General features: G+C 71.6%; 21 protein-coding genes. 11 read left to right on the forward strand and 10 right to left on the reverse strand.

Translation table 11 applies throughout. The annotated features are described in order from the left end of the window. Positions 1-180: 180 nt before the first annotated feature. Positions 181-1,029 (forward strand): AraC family transcriptional regulator, encoded by an 849-nt coding sequence (locus AB0B45_RS35320; RefSeq protein WP_358139601.1) that lies wholly within the window; start codon positions 181-183, stop codon positions 1,027-1,029. Then, positions 1,019-1,426 carry an SRPBCC domain-containing protein gene (locus AB0B45_RS35325; protein ID WP_358139604.1) on the forward strand — a complete coding sequence of 136 codons (408 nt, stop codon included), beginning with the start codon at positions 1,019-1,021 and terminating at the stop codon, positions 1,424-1,426. Before AB0B45_RS35320 ends, AB0B45_RS35325 begins: the two co-directional genes overlap by 11 nt. Positions 1,427-1,483: 57 nt before the next feature. Here the strand turns inward: AB0B45_RS35325 and AB0B45_RS35330 are convergent, their stop codons facing one another. Further along, positions 1,484-2,416, reverse strand: coding sequence for a GNAT family N-acetyltransferase (locus tag AB0B45_RS35330; RefSeq protein ID WP_358139607.1), 933 nt, complete (start codon positions 2,414-2,416; stop codon positions 1,484-1,486). Positions 2,417-2,521: 105 nt separating this feature from the next. On the opposite strand from AB0B45_RS35330, the gene AB0B45_RS35335 reads away from it, so the two are divergent. Further along, the gene (locus AB0B45_RS35335) at positions 2,522-2,953 is read left to right on the forward strand and encodes a type II toxin-antitoxin system PemK/MazF family toxin (RefSeq protein ID WP_358139610.1); all 432 of its coding nucleotides are present in this window, start codon (positions 2,522-2,524) and stop codon (positions 2,951-2,953) included. Positions 2,954-2,973: 20 nt separating this feature from the next. Here the strand turns inward: AB0B45_RS35335 and AB0B45_RS35340 are convergent, their stop codons facing one another. Genes AB0B45_RS35340 through AB0B45_RS35350 form a run of 3 tightly spaced genes read right to left on the reverse strand, consistent with a single transcriptional unit; the run spans position 2,974 to position 5,453 of the window. After that, positions 2,974-3,381: a cupin domain-containing protein gene (locus AB0B45_RS35340; protein WP_358139613.1), complete on the reverse strand. Its 408-nt coding sequence runs from the start codon at positions 3,379-3,381 to the stop codon at positions 2,974-2,976. Continuing rightward, complete coding sequence (locus tag AB0B45_RS35345) at positions 3,382-4,203, reverse strand: phosphoenolpyruvate hydrolase family protein (RefSeq protein WP_358139616.1); 822 nt, start codon at positions 4,201-4,203, stop codon at positions 3,382-3,384. Next, positions 4,200-5,453, reverse strand: coding sequence for a Tm-1-like ATP-binding domain-containing protein (locus AB0B45_RS35350; protein ID WP_358139619.1), 1,254 nt, complete (start codon positions 5,451-5,453; stop codon positions 4,200-4,202). Before AB0B45_RS35350 ends, AB0B45_RS35345 begins: the two co-directional genes overlap by 4 nt. Before the next feature lie 143 nt (positions 5,454-5,596). Between AB0B45_RS35350 and AB0B45_RS35355 the strand changes: the two genes are divergently transcribed. The 4 genes from AB0B45_RS35355 (at position 5,597) to AB0B45_RS35370 (ending at position 9,147) form a co-directional block, all read left to right on the forward strand. Next, positions 5,597-6,658, forward strand: coding sequence for an FAD-dependent oxidoreductase (locus AB0B45_RS35355; protein ID WP_358139622.1), 1,062 nt, complete (start codon positions 5,597-5,599; stop codon positions 6,656-6,658). A gap of 42 nt (positions 6,659-6,700) precedes the next feature. Further along, positions 6,701-7,384, forward strand: a complete 684-nt coding sequence (locus AB0B45_RS35360) for a DUF3152 domain-containing protein (protein ID WP_358139625.1) — start codon at positions 6,701-6,703, stop codon at positions 7,382-7,384. 76 nt (positions 7,385-7,460) lie between these two features. Further along, positions 7,461-8,312, forward strand: coding sequence for a universal stress protein (locus AB0B45_RS35365; RefSeq protein ID WP_358139628.1), 852 nt, complete (start codon positions 7,461-7,463; stop codon positions 8,310-8,312). 469 nt (positions 8,313-8,781) lie between these two features. After that, a complete protein-coding gene (locus tag AB0B45_RS35370) occupies positions 8,782-9,147 on the forward strand; it encodes a VOC family protein (RefSeq protein ID WP_358139631.1) in 366 nt (121 codons plus the stop codon). Between the two features lie 167 nt (positions 9,148-9,314). On the opposite strand, the gene AB0B45_RS35375 is transcribed toward AB0B45_RS35370, so the two are convergent. From AB0B45_RS35375 to AB0B45_RS35385, 3 genes are read right to left on the reverse strand one after another with little or no spacing between them, the layout of a single operon-like run. Beyond that, positions 9,315-9,494, reverse strand: a complete 180-nt coding sequence (locus AB0B45_RS35375) for a ferredoxin (protein WP_358139634.1) — start codon at positions 9,492-9,494, stop codon at positions 9,315-9,317. Further along, the gene (locus AB0B45_RS35380) at positions 9,491-10,642 is read right to left on the reverse strand and encodes a cytochrome P450 (RefSeq protein WP_358139636.1); all 1,152 of its coding nucleotides are present in this window, start codon (positions 10,640-10,642) and stop codon (positions 9,491-9,493) included. Before AB0B45_RS35380 ends, AB0B45_RS35375 begins: the two co-directional genes overlap by 4 nt. Then, entirely contained in the window at positions 10,639-12,201 is a 1,563-nt protein-coding gene (locus AB0B45_RS35385) for an MFS transporter (RefSeq protein WP_358139639.1), read from the reverse strand. Before AB0B45_RS35385 ends, AB0B45_RS35380 begins: the two co-directional genes overlap by 4 nt. A gap of 287 nt (positions 12,202-12,488) precedes the next feature. Between AB0B45_RS35385 and AB0B45_RS35390 the strand changes: the two genes are divergently transcribed. Together AB0B45_RS35390 and AB0B45_RS35395 are read left to right on the forward strand one after the other, a co-directional pair. After that, entirely contained in the window at positions 12,489-13,034 is a 546-nt protein-coding gene (locus tag AB0B45_RS35390; protein WP_358139642.1) for an RNA polymerase sigma factor, read from the forward strand. After that, positions 13,031-13,678, forward strand: coding sequence for a hypothetical protein (locus AB0B45_RS35395; RefSeq protein WP_358139644.1), 648 nt, complete (start codon positions 13,031-13,033; stop codon positions 13,676-13,678). The genes AB0B45_RS35390 and AB0B45_RS35395 overlap by 4 nt, the downstream gene beginning before the upstream one ends. 79 nt (positions 13,679-13,757) lie before the next feature. Here the strand turns inward: AB0B45_RS35395 and AB0B45_RS35400 are convergent, their stop codons facing one another. Beyond that, on the reverse strand, positions 13,758-14,312 hold the full coding sequence (locus tag AB0B45_RS35400; RefSeq protein ID WP_358139778.1) for an Rrf2 family transcriptional regulator: 555 nt from the start codon (positions 14,310-14,312) through the stop codon (positions 13,758-13,760). Positions 14,313-14,471: 159 nt separating this feature from the next. Between AB0B45_RS35400 and AB0B45_RS35405 the strand changes: the two genes are divergently transcribed. Then, the gene (locus tag AB0B45_RS35405) at positions 14,472-15,203 is read left to right on the forward strand and encodes an NAD(P)H-binding protein (protein WP_358139647.1); all 732 of its coding nucleotides are present in this window, start codon (positions 14,472-14,474) and stop codon (positions 15,201-15,203) included. A gap of 630 nt (positions 15,204-15,833) precedes the next feature. Next, entirely contained in the window at positions 15,834-16,271 is a 438-nt protein-coding gene (locus AB0B45_RS35410; RefSeq protein WP_358139650.1) for a cupin domain-containing protein, read from the forward strand. A 28-nt stretch (positions 16,272-16,299) separates the two neighbouring features. Here the strand turns inward: AB0B45_RS35410 and AB0B45_RS35415 are convergent, their stop codons facing one another. Both AB0B45_RS35415 and AB0B45_RS35420 read right to left on the reverse strand, forming a co-directional pair. Continuing rightward, positions 16,300-16,431: a hypothetical protein gene (locus AB0B45_RS35415; RefSeq protein WP_358139652.1), complete on the reverse strand. Its 132-nt coding sequence runs from the start codon at positions 16,429-16,431 to the stop codon at positions 16,300-16,302. Positions 16,432-16,530: 99 nt separating this feature from the next. Continuing rightward, positions 16,531-19,773 (reverse strand): BTAD domain-containing putative transcriptional regulator, encoded by a 3,243-nt coding sequence (locus tag AB0B45_RS35420; RefSeq protein WP_358139655.1) that lies wholly within the window; start codon positions 19,771-19,773, stop codon positions 16,531-16,533. Positions 19,774-19,783 lie beyond the last annotated feature (10 nt).

A 19,783-nucleotide genomic window follows, 5' to 3' on the forward strand; every position in this document is an offset into this window, starting at 1 on the left:
ACCGTACGCCGGGGCAGGACGGCCGGAAGAAAACAGGCGTTTGGTATTTCGCAAAGTCCGGATCGGAGGCCGTACACGCGCTTTTGACGGTCCAGCGCACCGAACGCGCCGGAGCGGTCGGCTCAGCCGCTCGCGCCTCGCGGGACGGAAATGTCGGTGGCGCGGCGTACCGTTCGCATCATGCGTTCCAACCGTCGTCTCGGCACCGGGCCAGGCTTCACCGTCGATGCCGTGACCTGCGCCGACGACCATCAGGGCTGGTCGCAGGCCGAGGTCGGCGACGACTACCGGCTGGTGCTCGTGCGCAGCGGCAGGTTCGGGCGGATGACCGACGGTGTCGCCGGGCTGGTGGATCCGACGATGGCCTATCTGGGCCTGCCAGGTGAGGAGGAGCGGTTCGCGCACCCGGCAGGCGGCGACGTGTGCACCGCGCTCAGTCTCTCGCCCGCGCTCTGGCGCTCGCTGACCGGCGAGCGGCAGGGCAGGCTCAGCCCGACCGTCTACGTGGACGCCAGGGTCGAGTTGGCCCACCGCACCTTCCTACGCGCGACCAAGGGCGGCGATGCGGGTTTCGCGCTCGCCGAGAGCATGCTCGGGCTGCTCGGGACCGTTCTCGGACAGGCGTCCCCAACCGTCGACGCGGCCGCCGCCGCGCAGGTCATGAGTGCTCCCCGCGCCTCGGAGGTCAGGAGGCGGCTCGTCTCGGAGGCGAGGGAGGCGATCATCGCGGACCATCCCGCAGCCGAGGGGCTCATCTCGCTGGCCCAGCTGCTGGGCGCCTCGCCGTACGCGCTGAGCAGGGCCTTCACCCGGGAGATGGGCGTCTCACTCACGCACTACCGCAACAGGGTGCGGGTCGGCCGGGCGCTCGAGCGGTTGGAGGGCGGTGTGGCGAGCCTGGCGGAATTGGCCGTGGAGCTGGGGTTCGCCGACCAGGCACACCTGACCCGCACGATCCGGAGCCACCTCGGCCACACGCCCACGGCGCTGCGGCGCCTTCTGTCTGGAAGGTCCGCTGATGACCGTTGATGAGACCGCTGTCGTCGCCGCGCCGGTCGAGCGAGTCTGGCGGGCCTTCACCGACCACGCCGACCGGGCCGAGTGGTGGGACCACCTGCTCATGGAGCCGGTCGCGGGCGGCTCGCTGGAGGAGCGCTGGACCGGCGAGCACGGCGAGCCGGTGGTGACTCGCGGGCTGGTGACGCGCGCCGTCGCGCCGGAGGTCCTGGCCTTCAGCTGGTCCGATGACGGGCAGGCGGCTTCGACCGACGTGGAGATCGTCCTGACGGCTCGCGGACTCGACACGGAGGTCCGCATCAGGGAGACGGGCTGGGACCGCCTTCCCGACGGGGCCTCGATGGCGGCCGACCACCGGGCGGGGTGGCGTGTCCACCTGGCCAACCTTCGCCGACATGTCGAGTCGTGACCGGAAGCCCCGGGGGTCGGCCGCGGGTGTGTGAGGCGGCCGCACACCGCGCCGAGGTCAGTCGGAGGGCGGGGAGAAGATCAGGCGGATCTCCGTGTTCCGGTAACCGGCGCGGGCGAAGGCGGCGGCCATGGGGGCGTTCGTCGTGTCGGTGGTGGCCGTGATCAGTTCGGCGCCGTTCTCGGCGTGGATGCGGGTGATCTCGGCGAGGATGTCGTCGACGTATCCGCGCCCTCGCAGCTCCGGCACCACGCCGAGGTAGCCGACGTTCACGTTGTAGGGCGTGGCCGAGGGGATCGCCAGGCCCGCGACGGTCCCGTCCGGGGTGTGGGCGACCCGCCACCATTCCCGCTTGCCCGGGCGGTCGAGGTAGAAGTCCATCTCCTCCCTGGCCGCCCGGTCGGCGCCGAGGGCGGCCACGTTCCTGCGCGTTTCGGCGTCGAGGCTGCCGACGGCGATCCTGCGGAACACCTCCAGGAATTCCTCGTCCGTCGCCTCGCTGAAACGGAGCCGACCCGAAGAGGCGGGCACGCCGAGGTCAGGGGTCCACTCCAGACGCAGGCGCTCCACCTCCTCGACCAGACCCGCCGCCACGGAGGCCGCCTTGCGCCAGGCGACGGCCGATGACACCGCGGGGTCGTCGCGCCAGCCGTTCGGCAGGGTCAGGTTGTAGAGCGGCGGCTTGGCGCCGCCGAACGCGCGATGTCCCGCGTCGAGCAGCGCGGCGGCGACTTCCTCACGGTCGGGCACCGACGCCTCCAGGTGCAGGCAGTCGAGCGCCAGGGGTGCGGAGCTGTCCCGCTGGCCCCACCACAGCGCGCGTCCCACGATCCTGTCGCCGTCCGAGACGATCCACGTCCACTCGGGCCGGTACATGTCGTCGCCGAGTTCGGCCAGGTAGCGGTCGGCGGGGATCCAGCTGACCGGCTCGTCGACCGTGAACGCGATGACCTGCTCGCGATCGGCCGCTGTCGTGGGACGGATCTGCATGCCTTCTCCAATGCTTTCTACGGGCGGCTGATGTTACAGGTCTCGTGATCGGCGACCTCGTGCAGGCAGGGGCGGAGCACGCACCTCGTGGTCTAGGCTCCGAATGTGCGAGACCATGAGGATGACCCGCGTCCCGCCCGAGGCGCCGTGAGAGAGATCTACTCGGTGGACCGGGCGGCGTCCCTGGCCTACTCACCCGACCTGGACGGCATGGCCGACCCGGGCGAGATCGTGTGGGCGTGGGTCCCGTACGAGGACGACCCCGACCGGGGCAAGGACAGGCCGCTGCTGGTGGTCGGCCGCCACGGGCGCAGGCTGCTCGGGATGATGCTGTCCAGCAAGGGCGACCAGAGCCCGGAGTGGCTGGAGCTCGGCTCGTGGGGCCGCGACGGGCGGGTGTCGTACCTGCGGCTGGACCGGGTGTTCACGCTGGACGAGGACGACATCAGGCGGGAGGGCGCGGTGCTGCCCCCCGACAGGTTCGCCGTGGTCGCGAAGGTGCTCATGCGGACGCACGGCTGGGCGGCCGACGGCTGAACCCGGGTCCGGCGGCTCGGTCAGGCCTGGCGCCATTCGGCGATCACGTCGGGCGCGTGCAGGCAGTAGTCCGGCGCTCCCTCCAGCGCCCTCTCCTCCCCGCCGGGCGTGTACGTGACGATCAGCCGCAACGGCCGCCACGTCGTGTTGAACGTCGAGTGGAACGCCCCCGCCGGAATGTGCACGGTGTCGCCCTCCCTGATCGGGAAAGGCTCCCGGTCGTCCACCATCTGCATCGCCTCGCCTGAGATCACGTAGATGATCTCCTCGGCGTTCGGATGGTTGTGCCTGGCGTGTCCGCGCCCCGGATTGACGATCACCTCGCCCAGCGTGCTCCCCGCGCCCGGGATCGCGGCCGGCGTGACGAACCACTTGATGGACCCCCAGTCGAAGGTCATCGTCGGCACCTGGGAAGGGCTCACGAGCATCTAGATCTCCAGACTCTTGAACGCGGCGACCTGCTGGGTGATGGCGATCTCGGTGGGCAGCCGTTCGACGGACGACGCGCCGAAGAATCCGACCACCCCCGTGGTGTGGGACAGGACGTACGCGGCGTCGGACGGCTCGGCGATCGGCCCGCCGTGACATAGCACGAGGATGTCGGGCCTGGCGGCCGCGGCGGCGTCGCGCATCTCCTGGACGGCGGCGACCGCCTGGTCGAGAGACAGGGCCGTGCCCGCGCCGATCGAGCCCTTGGTGGTGAGCCCGACATGCGGCACGAGGACGTCGGCGCCCGCCTCGGCCATCGCCCGGGCCTGCGCGGCGTCGAAGACGTAGGGCGCGGTGACGAGGTCACGCTCGTGGGCCAGCCGTACCATCTCGATCTCGAGGTCGAAGCCCATGCCGGTCTCTTCGAGGTTCTGCCGGAACACGCCGTCGTACAGGCCGACGGTGGGGAAGTTCTGCACCCCTGCGAAGCCCATCGCCTTGATTGAGTCGAGGAAGCGCGGCATCACTCTGAACGGGTCGGTGCCGCACACTCCCGCCAGCACGGGCGTGTCCTTGACGACGGGCAGCACTTCGCCCGCCATGTCGACGACGATCTGGTTGGCGTCGCCGTACGGCAGCAGCCCCGCGAGGGAGCCGCGCCCGGCCATCCGGTAGCGCCCCGAGTTGTAGATGATGATGAGATCGACGCCGCCCGCCTCGGCGCACTTGGCCGACAGCCCGGTGCCCGCGCCCGCGCCGATCACCGGCTTGCCTTCGGAGACGGTACGGCGGAGCCGTTCGAGGACGGTCTGTCGGTTCATCCCTCACCCCTGATCAGGTCGTGCAGCCTGTCGGCCATCGCGCGGCCGAACGCCGGGTCGTTGATGTGCAGGTCGAGCCGGATCACGCCCGGGTAGGCGGCCAGCGCCTCGAAGCAGGCCTCGTCGGCCTTCTGGTCGTGGAACGGCATGCCGGGCGCGTCGAGCGCGGAGACGCCGCGAAGCGGCACGAACAGGGCGGTCGGCCCGGTCGCGGCGGCGAGCTTGCCGGCGACGCGACGGCCCAGCTCGGCCATCTCCTCGAGGGTGGTGCGCATGAGCGTGACCGTGGGGTTGTGCACGTAGAACTCGCGCCCGTCGAACCGGGAGGGGACGCTGTCGGCGGGCCCGAAGTTGACCATGTCGAGGGCGCCGGGCGCGACCACCTGGGGCACGCCATGCCGTCCGGCCGCGGTGAGCCTGTCCGGCCCCGCCGACAGGACGCCGCCGACGAGGTCGTCGGCCAGTTCGGTGGTGGTGAGGTCGAGGACGCCGGCCAGCAGGCCGCTGTCGGCCAGGCCCTCCATGGCCCTGCCGCCCGCGCCGGTGGCGTGGAAGACGAGCACCTCGTAGCCGAGTTCGGTGAGGCGTTCACGGGCAGCGTCGACGGCGGGAGTGGTCACGCCGAACATCGACGCCGCGACCAGCGGCCTGTCGTCTTCCCGCTCCCTGGCCGACGTCATGGCGGTGGCGTAGGCCGCCGCCATGCCTGCGATGCCTGCGGCCGCGTTGCCCAGGATGAGACGCGACACCCGGTTGATCCCCGCGATGTCGACCACGCTGTACATGATCGTCACGTCCTTCGCCCCGACATAGGGCGACACGTCCCCGGAGGCCATGGTGGACACGATCAGCTTGGGCAGCCCGATCGGCAGATCCCTGACGGCTCGCGCGGCGATGGACGAACCGCCGCTGCCGCCGACGGCGAGCACCCCGTCGACGCGGCCCTCGGCGTACAGCTCGGCCAGCACGACGGCGGCCCCCTCGCCCATGGCGGAGACGGCCGCCCCCCTGTCACCCGCCGCGCGCAGGGCGCCCAGATCGGCGCCCGCGGCGGCGGCGACGCGGAAATTGGCGATGTCCTCGGCCGAAGCGGAAGCCGGAGCGCCGAAGTCGCTGCTCGGCCCGACGCTCTCCTGACCGACGCCCACGTCGACGACGATCACCTCGCTGCCGAGCTCGATCAGCCGCTCCCGCAACCAGGCGTACTCGGGCCCCTTCGTGTCAAGTGTCCCGATCAGCACCACTGCCATTGCGCACACCTCCGGCTCTGAGCCACCCCCTCGCCAACCTAACCTCTTTGAGATCATCGAGGCATGAGGATCACCGTGATCGGGAGCGGAATCGTCGCGCGGCCGCCGCCTATCACCTGAGCGCACGCGGCGTTGCTGTCACCGTGGTCGACGCGGGACAGCCTGGCGCGGCGACGGCGGCGGGCGCGGGCATCGTGTGCCCATGGGTGGACCACGAGGAGGACGAGGCCTGGTACCTGCTGGCCCGCGAGGGCGCCCGGCACTACGGCGAACTGCCCCTCGATGAGAGCGCCCACGCCACGGTGGGCGCGCTGCTGGTGGCCGGGGACTGGTCGGAGCTGGAACCTTCGCGTGCGCTGCTGGCCGGCAGGCGCGCCGAAGCCCCCGAGATGGGCGAGGTCACGGAGGTCGGCAGAGCCGCCGACCTGTTCCCGCCGCTGGATCCCGGGCTGAAGGCGCTGTTCGTGCCGGGCGCCGCGCGTGTCGACGGGCGCGCGGTGCGCGACAGCCTGCTGGCGGCCGCGGTACGGCAGGGCACGACGATCGTCCGCGGGTCGGCGAGCCTCACGCCCGACGGCACGGTGGTGATCGCCTCGCCGCCGACGGACCTCGCCTCCCCGTTCACGAACCTCCCGCCCTCCACGGAGCTGGCCTCGCCGTTCACGGACCCGGCGGCATACGGACCCGTCGCCCAACCGGTGGCCGACGCGGTGATCGTGGCGGCGGGGGCGTGGGCGGGCGAGCTGTGCCGTCCGCTCGGCGTCGAGCTGCCGGTCTTTCCCCGGCGCGGCCAGATCGTCCACGCCACGATGGCGGGATCCGACACCGCGGCCTGGCCCATCGTGCTCCCCACCCAAGGCCCCTACCTCCTGGGCTTCCCGGACGGGCGGCTGGTGATGGGCGCGACCGTGGAGGAGGCCGGGTTCGACCCGCGGATCACGGTCGCGGGCATGGCCGAGGTGCTGTCCGGCGCGCTCGGCGTGGCTCCCGGCCTGGCCGACGCCACGGTGACCGAGACGCGGGCCGGGCTGCGTCCCGTCATGGCCACGGGCAGGCCGCTGATCGCCAGGGTCGCCGACAGAGTGGTGGCCGTGACGGGGATGAGCGCCTACGGGCTGACCGCGGGCCCTTACGCTGGCCTGGTGGCCGCCACGCTCGCCATGGGCGACGAACCTCCGCTGGACCTGGCGCAATACGGCTTATGATCGGATCTCCCCCAGCGGATCGAGGGGGATGTTGTGCGCTCTGTGGCGCTCGGTGCCGTGTTCTTCCTGCTCGCCGAGTGTGGGCCGCCCGCCGCGGTTTCGCTGGTCGCACCGCCCCCTTCCCCGCTGGAACCCGCGCAGCCTCGCCTGGTCGAACGCAAGGTCAGGCAAGGATCGCGGGCGAAGCGATACGTCAACGTGCCCAGAAGAGGCAACGGCAGGTTCCGGGTGGTCGCGGGCGGCGACAAGCCGAGGAAGGGCCGCGGAGCGGCGGTCCGCTACCAGGTGGAGGTGGAGGGCGGCCTGCCGTTCTCTCCTGAGGATTTCGCGGCGAACGTGCACGCGACGCTGAACGATCCGCGCAGCTGGGGCAGGTTCCGGCGCGTCGACCACGGCCCCGTACGGCTGAGCGTCGCCCTGACCAGCCCGCTGACCACGGACGCGCAGTGCCTGCCGCTGCGCACCGGCGGCGAGCTGTCATGCTGGAACGGCCGCAGGTCGGTCATCAACGCCGAGCGCTGGGCGAGGGGCGTCGAGGCCTATCGCGGCGACCTGACCGCCTACCGCCAGTACGTGATCAACCACGAGGTCGGCCACGGGCTCGGCCACCATCACGTCGGCTGTCCAGGCAGGGGCAGGCCCGCGCCCGTCATGGTGCAGCAGTCGAAGTCCCTCGAAAGCTGCCTGCCCAACCCATGGCCGTACCCGTCGGCCGGCAACAGATGAGGTCAAGGGACAGGTGGCCCGACGCCGCCTTGGGCGGCTGCCGACCTCACGAGGACATCTGCGCAGGGGAGTCATCATGATCGTGGTGGGGGTCGACGGTTCGCGGGCCGGCCTGGAAGCGGTCGGCTGGGCCGCCGCTGAGGCAGCGCTGCGCGGGGTGCCGTTGCGCGTGGTGCACGCCATCTATCGCTGGGCGGTCGAGACCGGGCAGGGCCGGTACGCGGGGGTCGCCCGCTGGATGCGCGAAGGCGCGGAGACCGTCCTCGCGGCCGGTGTCGACCGGGCCCGCCGCGAGCAGCCGGGACTGACGGTGGAGGCGAAGATCCTCCCCGGCGACCCGCGCGGCGCGCTGATCCGCGAGGCCGAGCACGCCGAGCTGCTGGTGGTCGGCAACCACGGGCTGAGCGCCGTGCGCGGCCTGCTGGTCGGTTCGGTCGCGTACGGCGTCGCCGGACACGCCCCCTGCGATGTCGTCGTCGTGCGGGAGACTCCCGCCGCGTCCGCGGGGGAGATCGTCGTCGGCGTCGACGACTCCTCGCGAACCGCGCGCGTGCTGGAGTTCGCCTTCGCGGAAGCCGACCTGCGCGGGGCGGACCTACGGGTCGTCCACGTGTGGAACAGGTACGCGGTGGTCGGCGGTTTCCAGGTGGGGGCCGGCGACTTCTTCGAGGACGAGAAGAGCGAGGCGCGCCAGCTGGAGGAGACGCTGGTGCGTTGGTCCGAGCGCTACCCGAGCGTCAGCGTGATCGAGGAGATCGTGCAGGGCCATCCGGTCGACGCGCTGAGAGAGGCCGCGCGTGGCGCGGACCTGCTGGTGGTCGGCTCACGCGGGCGCGGTGAGCTGGCGGCTCTCGTGCTCGGCTCGGTCAGCCACGCCATGCTGCACCACGCGCCGGGACCGCTGGCCGTCATCCGCACACCGGCCTGACCCACGAGCTCGGAGGGCGAGTCCTCGAACTGCATCGGCGACCACGTCGACCGGACCCAGCCCGAGCCGGGCGGCGTGGTCCCGTCGGGGCACACCGCATCACCCAGCAGCCGCCCCAGCCGCTAACCGCGAAGTGAGCCACCCCTGCCGACCTCGCGCGGCTCGCTGTCGTGCGCCCGCGCGAGTTGTCGTGCAGCCTCCACTTCGCCGCCGACGAGGAGATGGTCGTGCAGGCCACCTGCTTCACCGGGACCCACCGGGAGGGCGAGATCACCGTGATGAGCGGTGGGAGGATCGCCGAGAACGGCCGGCCGAGGGGCGTTGGCTGCGCCCGGCCGCCCTATACGCGGCTGCGACCGGCCTCCGTGCGGCGTCCCGGACGGGACTCGCGCGGCATCGCGGCCGTCCGTCGGATCGGTGCGCAAGGATGTTCAAGACCCGGTGTGGGGTCGGCGGGCAATCTGGGCGCATGACAACGAACACCGCCGCACTCGCGGAGATCTCCACCCTCGTCATCGACTCCGTCCGTCCCGCCGCGCTGGCCGAGTTCTATCGCGGCGTGCTGGGAGGTCAGATCACCCACAGCGACGATGACTACGCTGCCCTCGACGCGGGCAGCGTCCAACTGGCCTTCCCACGGACCGAGGACTATCAGGCCCCCGCGTGGCCGGGTGGCACCAAGCAGGTGCACCTCGATCTCAAGGTCTCCCATCTCGACGCGGCCGAGAAGGAACTGCTCGGCCTGGGCGCCACCAAGCCGGACTTCCAGCCGGGCGGCGGCGACTGGGTGGTGCTGGCCGACCCTGAAGGGCACCTGTTCTGCATCGCCTCATGAGACCGGGACCGGCCCGCGCGAAGACATGGCGGGGTGCGGGCCGGTCAGGAAACCTCACCCGCTGACCGCAGCGCCCCACGAGCGGGTTCCGCGGAGCCGGTTGCCGGCGAGCGGGTCAGCCGATGCCGTCAGTCAGGGCGGGCTTTCGGCCCGCTCCGGCCTGTGGGTCAGTCTGATCTGATCGCCTGGGTCGGGCAGCCGGTTGTGGCGCGCCGTACCTGCGGGCCTGAGGCCGTCTCGTCCAGCAGGATCACGCGGCCGTCCTCCTCGTCCTGGGTGAACACCTCCGGTGCCGCCAGTACGCACTGTCCCGAGGAGGCGCACCTTTCGCGGTCTACCGTGATCACCACTCGACCTCCAGCCGGTGCACGCCGTAGATCACCGTGTCGTTCTTGAACGAGACGTTCTCCAGGGGCACGGCCAGGCGCAGGCCGGGCAGGCGGCGGAACAGCGCGGGGTAGGCGATCTCCATTTCCATGCGGGCGAGGTTCTGGCCGAGGCACTGGTGGGGGCCGAAGCCGAACGCCACGTGGGATGCCTTGGGCCTGGTCACCTGCAGCTCGTTGGGTCGTTCGAGCAGCCCGGGGTCGCGGTTGGCGGAGGCGAGCGAGCAGGTGACGAAGTCGCCCTCGGGGATCACCTGGCCGTCGAGCTCCAGGTCGGCGCTCGCTCGCCGGTACATGCCGACGTCGACGATCGACAGGTAGCGCAGGAGTTCGTCCACGGCGGTCTTGGCCGCCTCGGGGCTCTGCCGTACGAGAGCGAGCTGCTCGGGGTGGTGCAGGAGCAGCAGGGTGCCGAGGCTGAGCATGTTGGCCGTGGTCTCGTGGCCCGCGATCAGCATCAGCACCGCGACGCCGATCAGCTCCTCGTCACCCAGGTCGGTGTCGAGCAGGTCGTCGAGCAGCCCCTCGCCGGGTTCTGCGCGCTTGCGGGCGATGAGCTCGGAGAGGTAGCCCGCGAACGCCATCGCGGTGGCCTCCTGCTCCTCCACCGTGGTGGTGAGGCTCAGCATCTTGGCGCTGGCGTGCTGGAACTCCTCTCGTTCCGCGTACGGCACGCCCAGCAGCTCGCAGATGACCAGCGAGGGGATCGGCAACGCGAACTCCTGCACCAGATCGGCCGGTCGGGGCCGCTGTTCGAGCGCGTCGAGCGTGTCGGTGACGATCTGCTCGACGCGCGGGCGCAGCTTGTTCATCCGCTGGACGGTGAACCGTCCGGTCAACAACCGCCGCAGCCTCGTGTGCCTGGGCGGGTCCATCTGGATGAACATCCCAGGGGAGGGCTCCACGGCATGCAACGGCACGCCGAGGAAGCCGCCATCGATCTCCGAACTGAAGCGCGTGTCGGCCAGCACCTGCCTGACCAGGTCGTGCCTGGTCACCAGCCACACGTGGTCGCCGTTGGCCAGCCGTACCTTGCTGAGCGGCTCGTCGGCCATGCCCGCGGGCGGGTCGAACGGGCAGGCGCCCCTGTCGGTGGGAATCGCTCTCATCTGTCAGCTCCTTGTCGGGTGTGAAGTGGTGCGGGTGGGTCGAGTGGGTGCTCGTCGACGACGGCGGGCAGGCCGCGCAGCGTGAACAGGGCCAGCACCGCCACGACCGCCACCAGGCCGCCGCCGATCAGCGAGGTGATCTGGACGGCGTGCACGAACGCCTCGGACGCCGCCGCGACGACCCGTCCGGCCAGTCGCGACGGCAGCTCCGCCGCCGCCTGCAGCGCTGTCCCGATGGAGTCGCGCGACGCCTCGGCGGCCTCGCTTCCCAGACCTCCGGGCAGCTGAAGCGCCTGCCGGTAGAGTGCGCCGAGCAGGCTGCCGAGGAGCGCGATGCCCAGGGCGGCGCCCAGCTCGTAGGCGGTCTCGGCGATCGCGGACGCGGACCCTGCCCGCTCCTTGGGCACCGTGGCGATCACGGTGTCGGCGGTGACCGTGAACGACAGCCCCGCGCCGATGCCGATGAGCACCAACGAGCCGAGGACCACCGGGTATCCGGCCTCGACGGGGAGCATGACCAGCGCCGCCAGGCCGGCCGCCGACAGACCCAGCCCGAGCGAGATCACCACCGCCCTGCACCAGGCCCTGGCGAGCCTGCCCGCCACCAGGGCGGCGACCGTGGACACGGCCATCGCGGGCAGTTGCGCGAGCCCGGCCTGCAGCGGTGTCCAGCCGAGCACGAACTGCATGTGAAGCGAGAGGAAGAACAGCGTGCCGATCAGCGCGAACACCGCGATCATGTCGCCGCCGACCGCGCCCGAGAACGCCCTTCGCCTGAACAGCCGCACGTCGATGAGCGGATGGGCGAGCTTGGTCTGCCGCCTCCAGAACGCCACCAGCGCGGCCGTCCCCACGACGGCGGCGACCAGCACGCCGGTGTGGCCGACGCCGGTGTGGGCGGCCTCCTTGACGGCGTAGATGACGCCGATCACGCCGGTGACCGACAGCAGCACGCTCGGGCCGTCCATCGGCCCGGCGTCGGGGTTGCGCGATTCCGGCAGCGTGATGGCCGCCACGATCAGGACCACGACCATCACAGGGACGTTGATCAGGAAGACCGAGCCCCACCAGAAGTTGTCGAGCAGTACCCCGCCCAGCAGCGGCCCCGCCGCCGCGCCCGCCGTGGTGACCGAGCTCCACAGGCCGATCGCCGTCGTGCGCTCGCGGGGGTCGGTGAACAGGTTGCGGATGATGGACAGAGTGGACGGCATGATCGTCGCGCCGGCCACCCCCAGGATCGCCCTGGCCACGATGAGCAGCTCGGGGTTGGGCGCGTAAGCGGTGGCGAGCGAGGCCAGGCCGAAGGCGGTCACGCCGAGGAGCAGGACGCGCTTCCTGCCGAACCTGTCGCCCGCGTTGCCCGCCGTGATCAGCAGGCCGCCGAGCACGAACCCGTAGATGTCGGCGATCCAGAGGACCTGGGTGCTGGATGGGCGCAGCGCTTCGGTCAGGCTCGGGATGGCCAGGTGCAGCACGGTGCCGTCGATCACGATCAGCGAGACGGCCAGGCACAGGGTGGCCAGCGCCGCCCAGCGTCTCGTCCTGCTCAAGGGTTGCATGTCGTCAACGATGGACCGGGGCTCGCACGCGGCCCGCACGCCGTACGCACGAGCTTGCACGCGGCCGCACCCCGGCCCACGCCGTCGCAGCATGTGTCCGCACGCGGCCGGCCCACCCGCACATCGCGCCCGCACGAGCCAACCGGAACGGCACCAGCGCGGCGAGCCTCGCGACCTGGCTTGAAGGCGCCGTGCCCGCTGAAGGATCGTGGACCGACCCTGGAAACGCTCGGCCGCGCTCGTACCAAGCACAGGTGTAAGGGCGAACGACGAAGGGAGCGAGGCCAGTGCGCCTCAACGAAGACCCTGCGGCCTTTGAGGCCTTCTATCGCCGCCATATCGACGCTGTCATGCGGTTCGTCGTACGCCGGGTGAGTGATCCCCACCTGGCAGCCGACCTGACCGCGGACATCTTCCTGGCGGCTCTTGACTCGGCACACACCTACCGCCCGGGCCGGGGCACCGAGATCGCGTGGCTGTACGGCGTGGCGCGCAACGTGGTTTCCGCGCAGCACCGCCGTTCGGTTCGCGAGGCCGAAGTCACGAGTCGCGTCGCGGGCAGGCGGCTGATGGACGACGACGATCTTGGCGAGATGGTGGAGCGCATCGACGCGGAACGGCAGATGCGGCGGGCCCTGGAGGCCATGAGGGACCTGCCGGAGGGCGAGCGAGCCGTCCTCGAGCTCGTGGCGATCGACCAGCTCACCGTCTCGGAGGCCGCCGCGGTACTGGAGATCAGGCAGGTCACGGCACGAGTCAGGTTGCACAGGGCCAGACGGGCCCTTCAGCAGGTCGCTTCGCCGTCGGCTGCGTACATGGAGGGACAGGCATGAGCAATTTCCAGGAGCGGCTGCTCAGCGCGCTCAAGGACGACATCGCCAGCAGGCCGGTGGTCACGGGGACAGCCCCGGTACGGCGGAGCCGCCGCCTGCTGGGCACGGCCGTCGCGGTCACGGGGGCCGCGGCGGCCGCCACGGTGGCGATCACGGTGTTCGCGGGCGGGAGCACGCCCGCCTTCGCGGTGGACGAGCGGCCGGACGGGTCGATCGAGGTGCGCATCAGCGAGTTCCGCGATCCTTCGGAGCTGGAGGCCAAGCTGGAGTCGGCGGGCGTCAACGCCGAGGTCGACTACCTGCCGGTCGGGCAGACCTGCAAGTCGCCGCGTGGCAAGGGCTCGGCGGGCGGCGGACGCTTCGAGGCGTCGGTCGGTCGGCAAAGTGGCGGGGGCATCGTGTTCAAGATCGAGAAGGGACGGGTGAGGGCCGACCAGACGCTGGTGCTGACCGTATCCTCCGACCAGGATCGGCCCGCTGAACCGCCTACGAGCCTCCACTTGCAGATCGTCGAAGGTGACGTCTCACCGTGCGAGGTCGTGTCGATGCCGATGCCGAGCGGTCCCGCGCCTACGGGGCATCAACCTTCGGGGGTGGAGACCGGCAACGGTGAGGAGCCGGGGCTGAGCGTCAACAACGGGTGACAGGTCCCTTGGTCCCTCGGTCCTGTGGTCCCGTGGTCGTTTCGTCCTGGTCAGTCGGTCGGGAGGCCGGGTAGGCGGCCTACTCTTCCTCCTCGGCGGTGGTGATCAGCTTGTGCTCCGCCTGTACGGGACCACGATCCAGCCGGCGGAGGTCGAGGGGGGCCTCGCCGGCGCTCAGCCACTTGCCCATGCCGGCCAGCGCGCCGGGGCCGTAGTCGGAGCCGACGTCGCGGGCCAGGTCGGCCACGGAGACGGATCGCAGGGCGTCCCGCCAGGCGGCCTCGGCGACGGCCATGGCGCGGGAGATGGCACAGGGGGCGGTGCAGGACTGCGGCGGGGTGGCCATCGGGCCCCGTTGGCGGATCTCGGTGCAGACGAAGGCCGGGCCGGGCCCGTCGACGGCCTCGACGACGTCGAGCACCGTGATCAGCGCGGGGGAGCGCGTGAGGACGTAGCCACCCGACTTGCCCTGAATCGATCGGACGAGCCCGGCGCGCGAGAGGGCCTGGAGTTGCTTGGCGAGGTAGCTGGGCGAGACGTCGTGCAGTTGTGCCAGCCGCGCGGCCGACGCAGGTTCTTCCACCGAAGTCAGTACGACACAGCAGTGCAGTGCCCACTCGACCCCACCAGACATCTTCACTTCTTCACCTTAGTCCACACCCCTCTTGACTCGGACACGAAATGTCTGAGTGTATTATCTCGGATAACAAATGTCCGAGTAAGTGGACGAAGTGCGCGAAAGCTGCACAAGGTCCACAACGGACACGGGTCATGAGGAAGGGCAGGACGTGCCATGAAGGTCGCAGTCATCGGCGGAACCGGGCTGATCGGGTCACAGGTCGTACAGAACCTGAACGCGGCCGGGCACGAGGCGGTGCCGCACTCGCTGTCCACCGGGGTCGACGTCCTCACCGGTCAGGGCGTGGACGCGGCGCTGGCCGGCGCCGACGTGGTCGTCAACCTGACCAACTCGCCGACCTTCGACGACGCCTCCCTCGCGTTCTTCCAGACCTCGATGGACAACCTCCTGGCCGCCGCCCAGCGGGAAGGTGTCGGACACTTCGTCATCCTGTCCATCGTCGGCGTCGACCAGGTGCCCGAGCTCGACTACTACCGCGCCAAGACCCTCCAAGAAGACATCCTCAAGGCCGGCCCCGTCCCCTACTCCATCGTCCGCGCCACCCAGTTCATGGAGTTCGTCGACGCCGTCCTGTCCTGGACCGCCGACAACGACACCGTACGCCTGCCCCGCACCCCCATCCAGCCGGTCGCCGCGGCGGACGTCGCCGCCACCGTCGCCGACGTCGCGGCCGGGTCACCCCTGGGCGGCACCCTCGACCTGGCCGGGCCCGAGACGTATCCGCTGGACGAACTGGGCCGGATCACCCTCACCTCCAAGGGCGACAAGCGCTCGGTGATCACCGACGACACCGCCGGCATGTTCGCCGTCGTCCAGGGCGACGTCCTCACCGCCAAGAACGGCGCCCGCATCGCCCCCACCCACTACACCGACTGGCTGAAGTAGACCGCGCGCCGCGTACGCGATGCTCGACCCGGTCGTCCGGGATCTGTGTCCAGCCATCGGGCCGGTGAACGCCTCCCAGGACAGGCGCGCCGGTTTTGGGTCGCGGGGCGGTGAGAGCAATGAGAGACCGCGACTGCTGACCGGTCATCGACGGTTGGTCATGATTTCTCAAACGTCGCTTTTCTTGATGAGGGTCCTTGATCTCGGGCCCTGAGCCACGCCTGGTTCGCTCTGCCGGGCCGGTGACGAGGGAGAGCTGTCTCCTCCGCCGTTGGAACCGGCCGGGCCAGGGTCGGACCGTCGGCGATGCCGCGCGGTGACGGCCGCGATCGCGACCACAAACGACAACGGTTCGGTTTGTGACACCTCGGGGCTGGGGATCCGCAACTCGCAGAGGTTTCGCCGGAGTTGTCACAGGCAGGACCTCGGTGGGATCGCCCGTGGTCAGGGACCGCACGCGCTCCTTCGGGACCGAGCCGGGTGAGCGGACTCTGATGCCGGGCGATGACGCGACTCTCGGCGAGATCAGGTACAGCCTCTGGCCCGGCCGGACCGCGGCCGGGATGTGGCGCGTCCAACGCCGGGCAGCGGCCCGGCTCCACCGACCATTTCGTCACGGAGGTAGATCCCATGCCGGGCACCGATCCGAGAACCACCGAGCAGAAGCCCAGATCGACCGCGTGGCAGACGGCGCTCACCGTGCTGCAGGAGGCGGAACCGCCGTTCATCCCGGCGGGAGCTCACGTGATGACCGTGGTCGTCGCGTTCCCGCCCGGCGACCCCGGGACGCCGCCACACCGGCATTCCGGCCCCGCCTTCGGCTACGTGCTCGAAGGCGAGATGCTGCTGGAGGTGGAAGGCGAGCCGGAGCGGGTCGTGCGCGCCGGAGAGGCGTTCTGGGAGCCGGGTGGCGACGTCATCCACTACCAGGACGGCAACAACCGCGACGACATCCCGCTCCGTTTCGCCGTCACGATGCTGTGCGAACCCGGCAAGCCGATGCTCACCCTGGTGGACGACGACGAGCTCGCCCAGCGCAAGGCCCGCCGTGCCCCGCGGCGGTCCTGACCCCGGCCGCCCCCCTTCCAGGCGTCGTTTACACCTGAGCGCCGACGGCGTCGCGCGCACGAGCCAGGCTCCCGAACGCGAGGTGCACGAGCCGCCAGAAGGGTTCACGATCGGCCGGGCCGCGGAGGTGGTCGATGTCGGCATCGAGGCGCTGCGGCATCACGAGCACGATCGGCGTCGGTTTCGTCGCGTTCTCCCCGCTCGGCCGCGCAGTCCTCACCAGCGGTCTGCGCAGTCTCGATGATCTCGCGCCGGACGATCAGTAGGGAAGCAGGTCGGCGATCTGGTCGCGAGGTGTCTCGCGGCCTCTCCGGTAGGAGCGGTCGAACGCCGCGTCACCCAGCTCCCTTCGCGCATCCCCGGCCGTTCGTGCCACGTCTGGCCCGTCGCGCAGCGAGACGCCGCGCAGCGACTCCGCCGCCCCCAGCAGGAACGCCGCCCGCGCCGCCGCCCCTTCGCGCAGTGTCAGCTCGGCCATCGCCTCCACCGCCCCCGAGGCTCCCGGCAGGTCGATCATCTTGACCAGCAGGTCGTGGGCCTCCCGCACGATGGGGCCCGACCTTTCCAGGCGCCCGATCCCGATGAGGATGCGCCCGCGCGTCTCGTTGGCGCCCAGCCAGTGCGCCGAGCAGTCTTCGAGCGCCCTCGCGTAGAGGGCGGCGGCCTGCGCGCAGTCACCTGCCAGCCGGGCCAGCTCAGCGAGACCGTAGGTGGCGATGCAAGCCGCCTCCGAGACCGGCAGGCGGCCGACCAGCGCGGCGGCCCGCTCCAGCTCTGCCCGCGCCGCCTCCAGGTCGCCCGCGCGGGCCAGCTCCGCACCCCTGCGCGAGAGCACCAGCGCGGTGTCCTCGGCCGCGCCGAAGGGTGCGATCACCTCCAGCGCCTCCTCGGCCGTCGCGATCGCCGCCGCGTGGTCGCCGCGCCAGCCCGACAGTTCGGACAGCTGCAGCATCGCCTGGCCCACTCCCCACCTGTCGCCCGCCACGCGGAAGGTGTCGAGCGCCATGCGCAGCTCGCGCTCGCCCGCCTCGACCTCGCCCGCCCCGAGGCGCAGGTAGCCGACGAGAAGCCTGGCGAAGGCCCTGGTCCACGGGTCGGAGTCGGTGGTGCCCGCCAGCAGCGCGGGCAGCAGCCTGGTGTAGTCGCCATCGGCGATCGACGCGTACGGCCTGACCATGGCCACCAGCGGGTTGCGCGGTCGCTCGGACAGCCCCTCGGCCAGGCGTTCGGCGTTGGCCAGCAGGTCGCGCAGCTCACGATGCACCGGCCCGCCGCCCGCGGCCAGCTGCAGCGAGCACACGATGTACTCCTCGACCATGCTCGGGGGCGGCTCGGGCCCCACCAGGTCGAGCACCTCCACCGACACCGCGGCGCCCTCGTGCCTGATCCCGCGCAGCCACCAGTACATCCACAGGTCGGCCACCAGCCGCAACGCCAGCTCGATCCTGCCGGTGTCGATCGCGAAGCGCAGTGCCGTGCGCAGGTTGTCGTGCTCGGCCACCAGTTCGGCCAGGCAGCGCAGCTGGTCGGGCCCCCTCAGTTGCGGCTCGGCCGCGGCGGCCATCGCGGCGAAGCACTCGGCGTGCGCCAGCCGTACCCGCTCCTGCTCGCCCGACTCGGCCAGCCGTTCGGCGCAGAACGCGCGGACGGTCTCCAGCATCCTGAAGCGCCCGCCGTCGGCCTGCAGGATCGACTTGTCGACCAGCGCGGCCAGCAGGTCGAGGTCGCCACCGCAGACGCGCTCGGCCGCGTGCGCGGTGGCGCCTGAGGCGAACACCGACAGGCTGGCGGCCAGCTCGCGCTCCGCGGGGTCGAGCAGGTCCCAGCTCCACGCGACCACGGCGCGCAGCGTGCGATGCCGGGGCAGCGCGGTACGGCTGCCGCCGGTCAGCAGCCCGAACCTGTCGTCGAGGCGCGCGGCCACCTCCTCGGGGGTGAGCGCGCGCAGCCGGGCCGCCGCCAGCTCGATCGCGAGAGGCAGCCCGTCGAGGGCGCGGCAGATGCGCGACACGGCGTCGAGGTTGGCCTCGGTGACGGCGAAGCCGTGGCGTACCGCGCCCGCCCTGTCGGCCAGCAGCCGCACCGCCGGCTGCTCGCGCGCCTCGGCCGGTGACAGGTCGTGCGGCGGCCGGGGGAGGGGCGTGACCGGCAGGACCTGCTCGCCCGGGATGTTGAACGGCTCGCGGGAGGTGGCCAGTATGCGCACCCGCGGGCGCTCGGCGAGGATCCGGTCGGCCAGCAGGGCGGCGGCCTCGACGAGATGCTCGCAGTTGTCGAGGACCAGCGTGACCGAATGGCCGTCGAGCGCCGCCATCAGCACGTCGGCGGGCGGCTTGGCCCCTGGGAGGGTCAGCGGGCCCGGCGGCTCGGTGTGGGCCTGCGGCAGGCCGAGCGCGGTGAGCACGGCGAGGGCGACGTCGGAGCCGGGGCCCAGCGGGGCCAGCTCGACGAAACACACCTCGCCGAGGCCGGCCGCCGCCTCGACCGCGAGCCTGGTCTTGCCCGCCCCTCCGGGGCCCGCGAGCGTCAGCAGGCGGCCTTGCTCGAGCAGCTCACGGACCAGGCGCACCTCCTTCTCGCGGCCGACGAAGCTGGTGGGCTGCTGCCTCGGCCCCCGGGGCCGCAACACGGCCCCCGCGCCGGCGGACTCGGCCGACGCGCCCGACGCCGCCGCACCCGACGCGGACGCACCCCCGCCCACGCCGGCGAGGCGGGCATCCGGGGGAACGGCACCAGCGACCGGGGTGGTCGGAGCGAGGGTGACGGGAGGCGAGGCGCCGGAACGCGCCGTGCCGTGAGACGAGGTGGGCGAGAGCAGACGCACGTGAAGCTCGGCCAGCTCGGGGGAGGGATCGGCGCCCAGCTCCTCGGCCAGCGTCCTGCGCGCCTCCTCGAACGCCTCCAGCGCCTCGGCCCTGCGACCCGCCGCCGCGAGGGCCCGCATGTGCTGACCGCGCAGCCGCTCCCGCAGCGGGTGGCGCCTGACCAGCCCGCCCAGCTCGGCCACCAGCTCGCCCGCGGGCGCCGACCCGTCGAGCAGATCGGCCTCCACCCTGTCCTCCAGCGCCCCGAGCCGCAGCTCCTCCAGCCTGGCGGCCTCTCCCTCGGCGAACGGCAACCCCCGCACGTCGGCCAGCGCCTGACCGCGCCACAGGCCGAGCGCCTCACGCAGCAGCCGCGAGCGTTCACCGGCGGCGGGAGTCCGCCGCGCGTCGGCGACCAGCCTGGCGAACAGGTGCGCGTCGACCTCCAGCGGATCCACCACCAGCCGGTAGCCCGCGGGCCCCAGCTCCAGCGGCACCCCGACCAGGCCGCGCAACCGCGACACCTGCGACTGCAGCGCGTTGACCGTGCCCGAGGGCCCGTAGATGTCGTTGATCAGCCGCTCGACCGGGACGACCCGCCCGGCCTCCAACGCCAGGAGCACGAGCAGGCCACTGAGCCTGGCACCCCGCAGGGGGAAGCCGGCCACCTCCGTGGAGCCGAGCACGCCGAATCGCATATCTAGATTG

Origin of the sequence: Nonomuraea sp. NPDC049152, assembly GCF_040648355.1 — a bacterium.
Taxonomy (GTDB): domain Bacteria; phylum Actinomycetota; class Actinomycetes; order Streptosporangiales; family Streptosporangiaceae; genus Nonomuraea.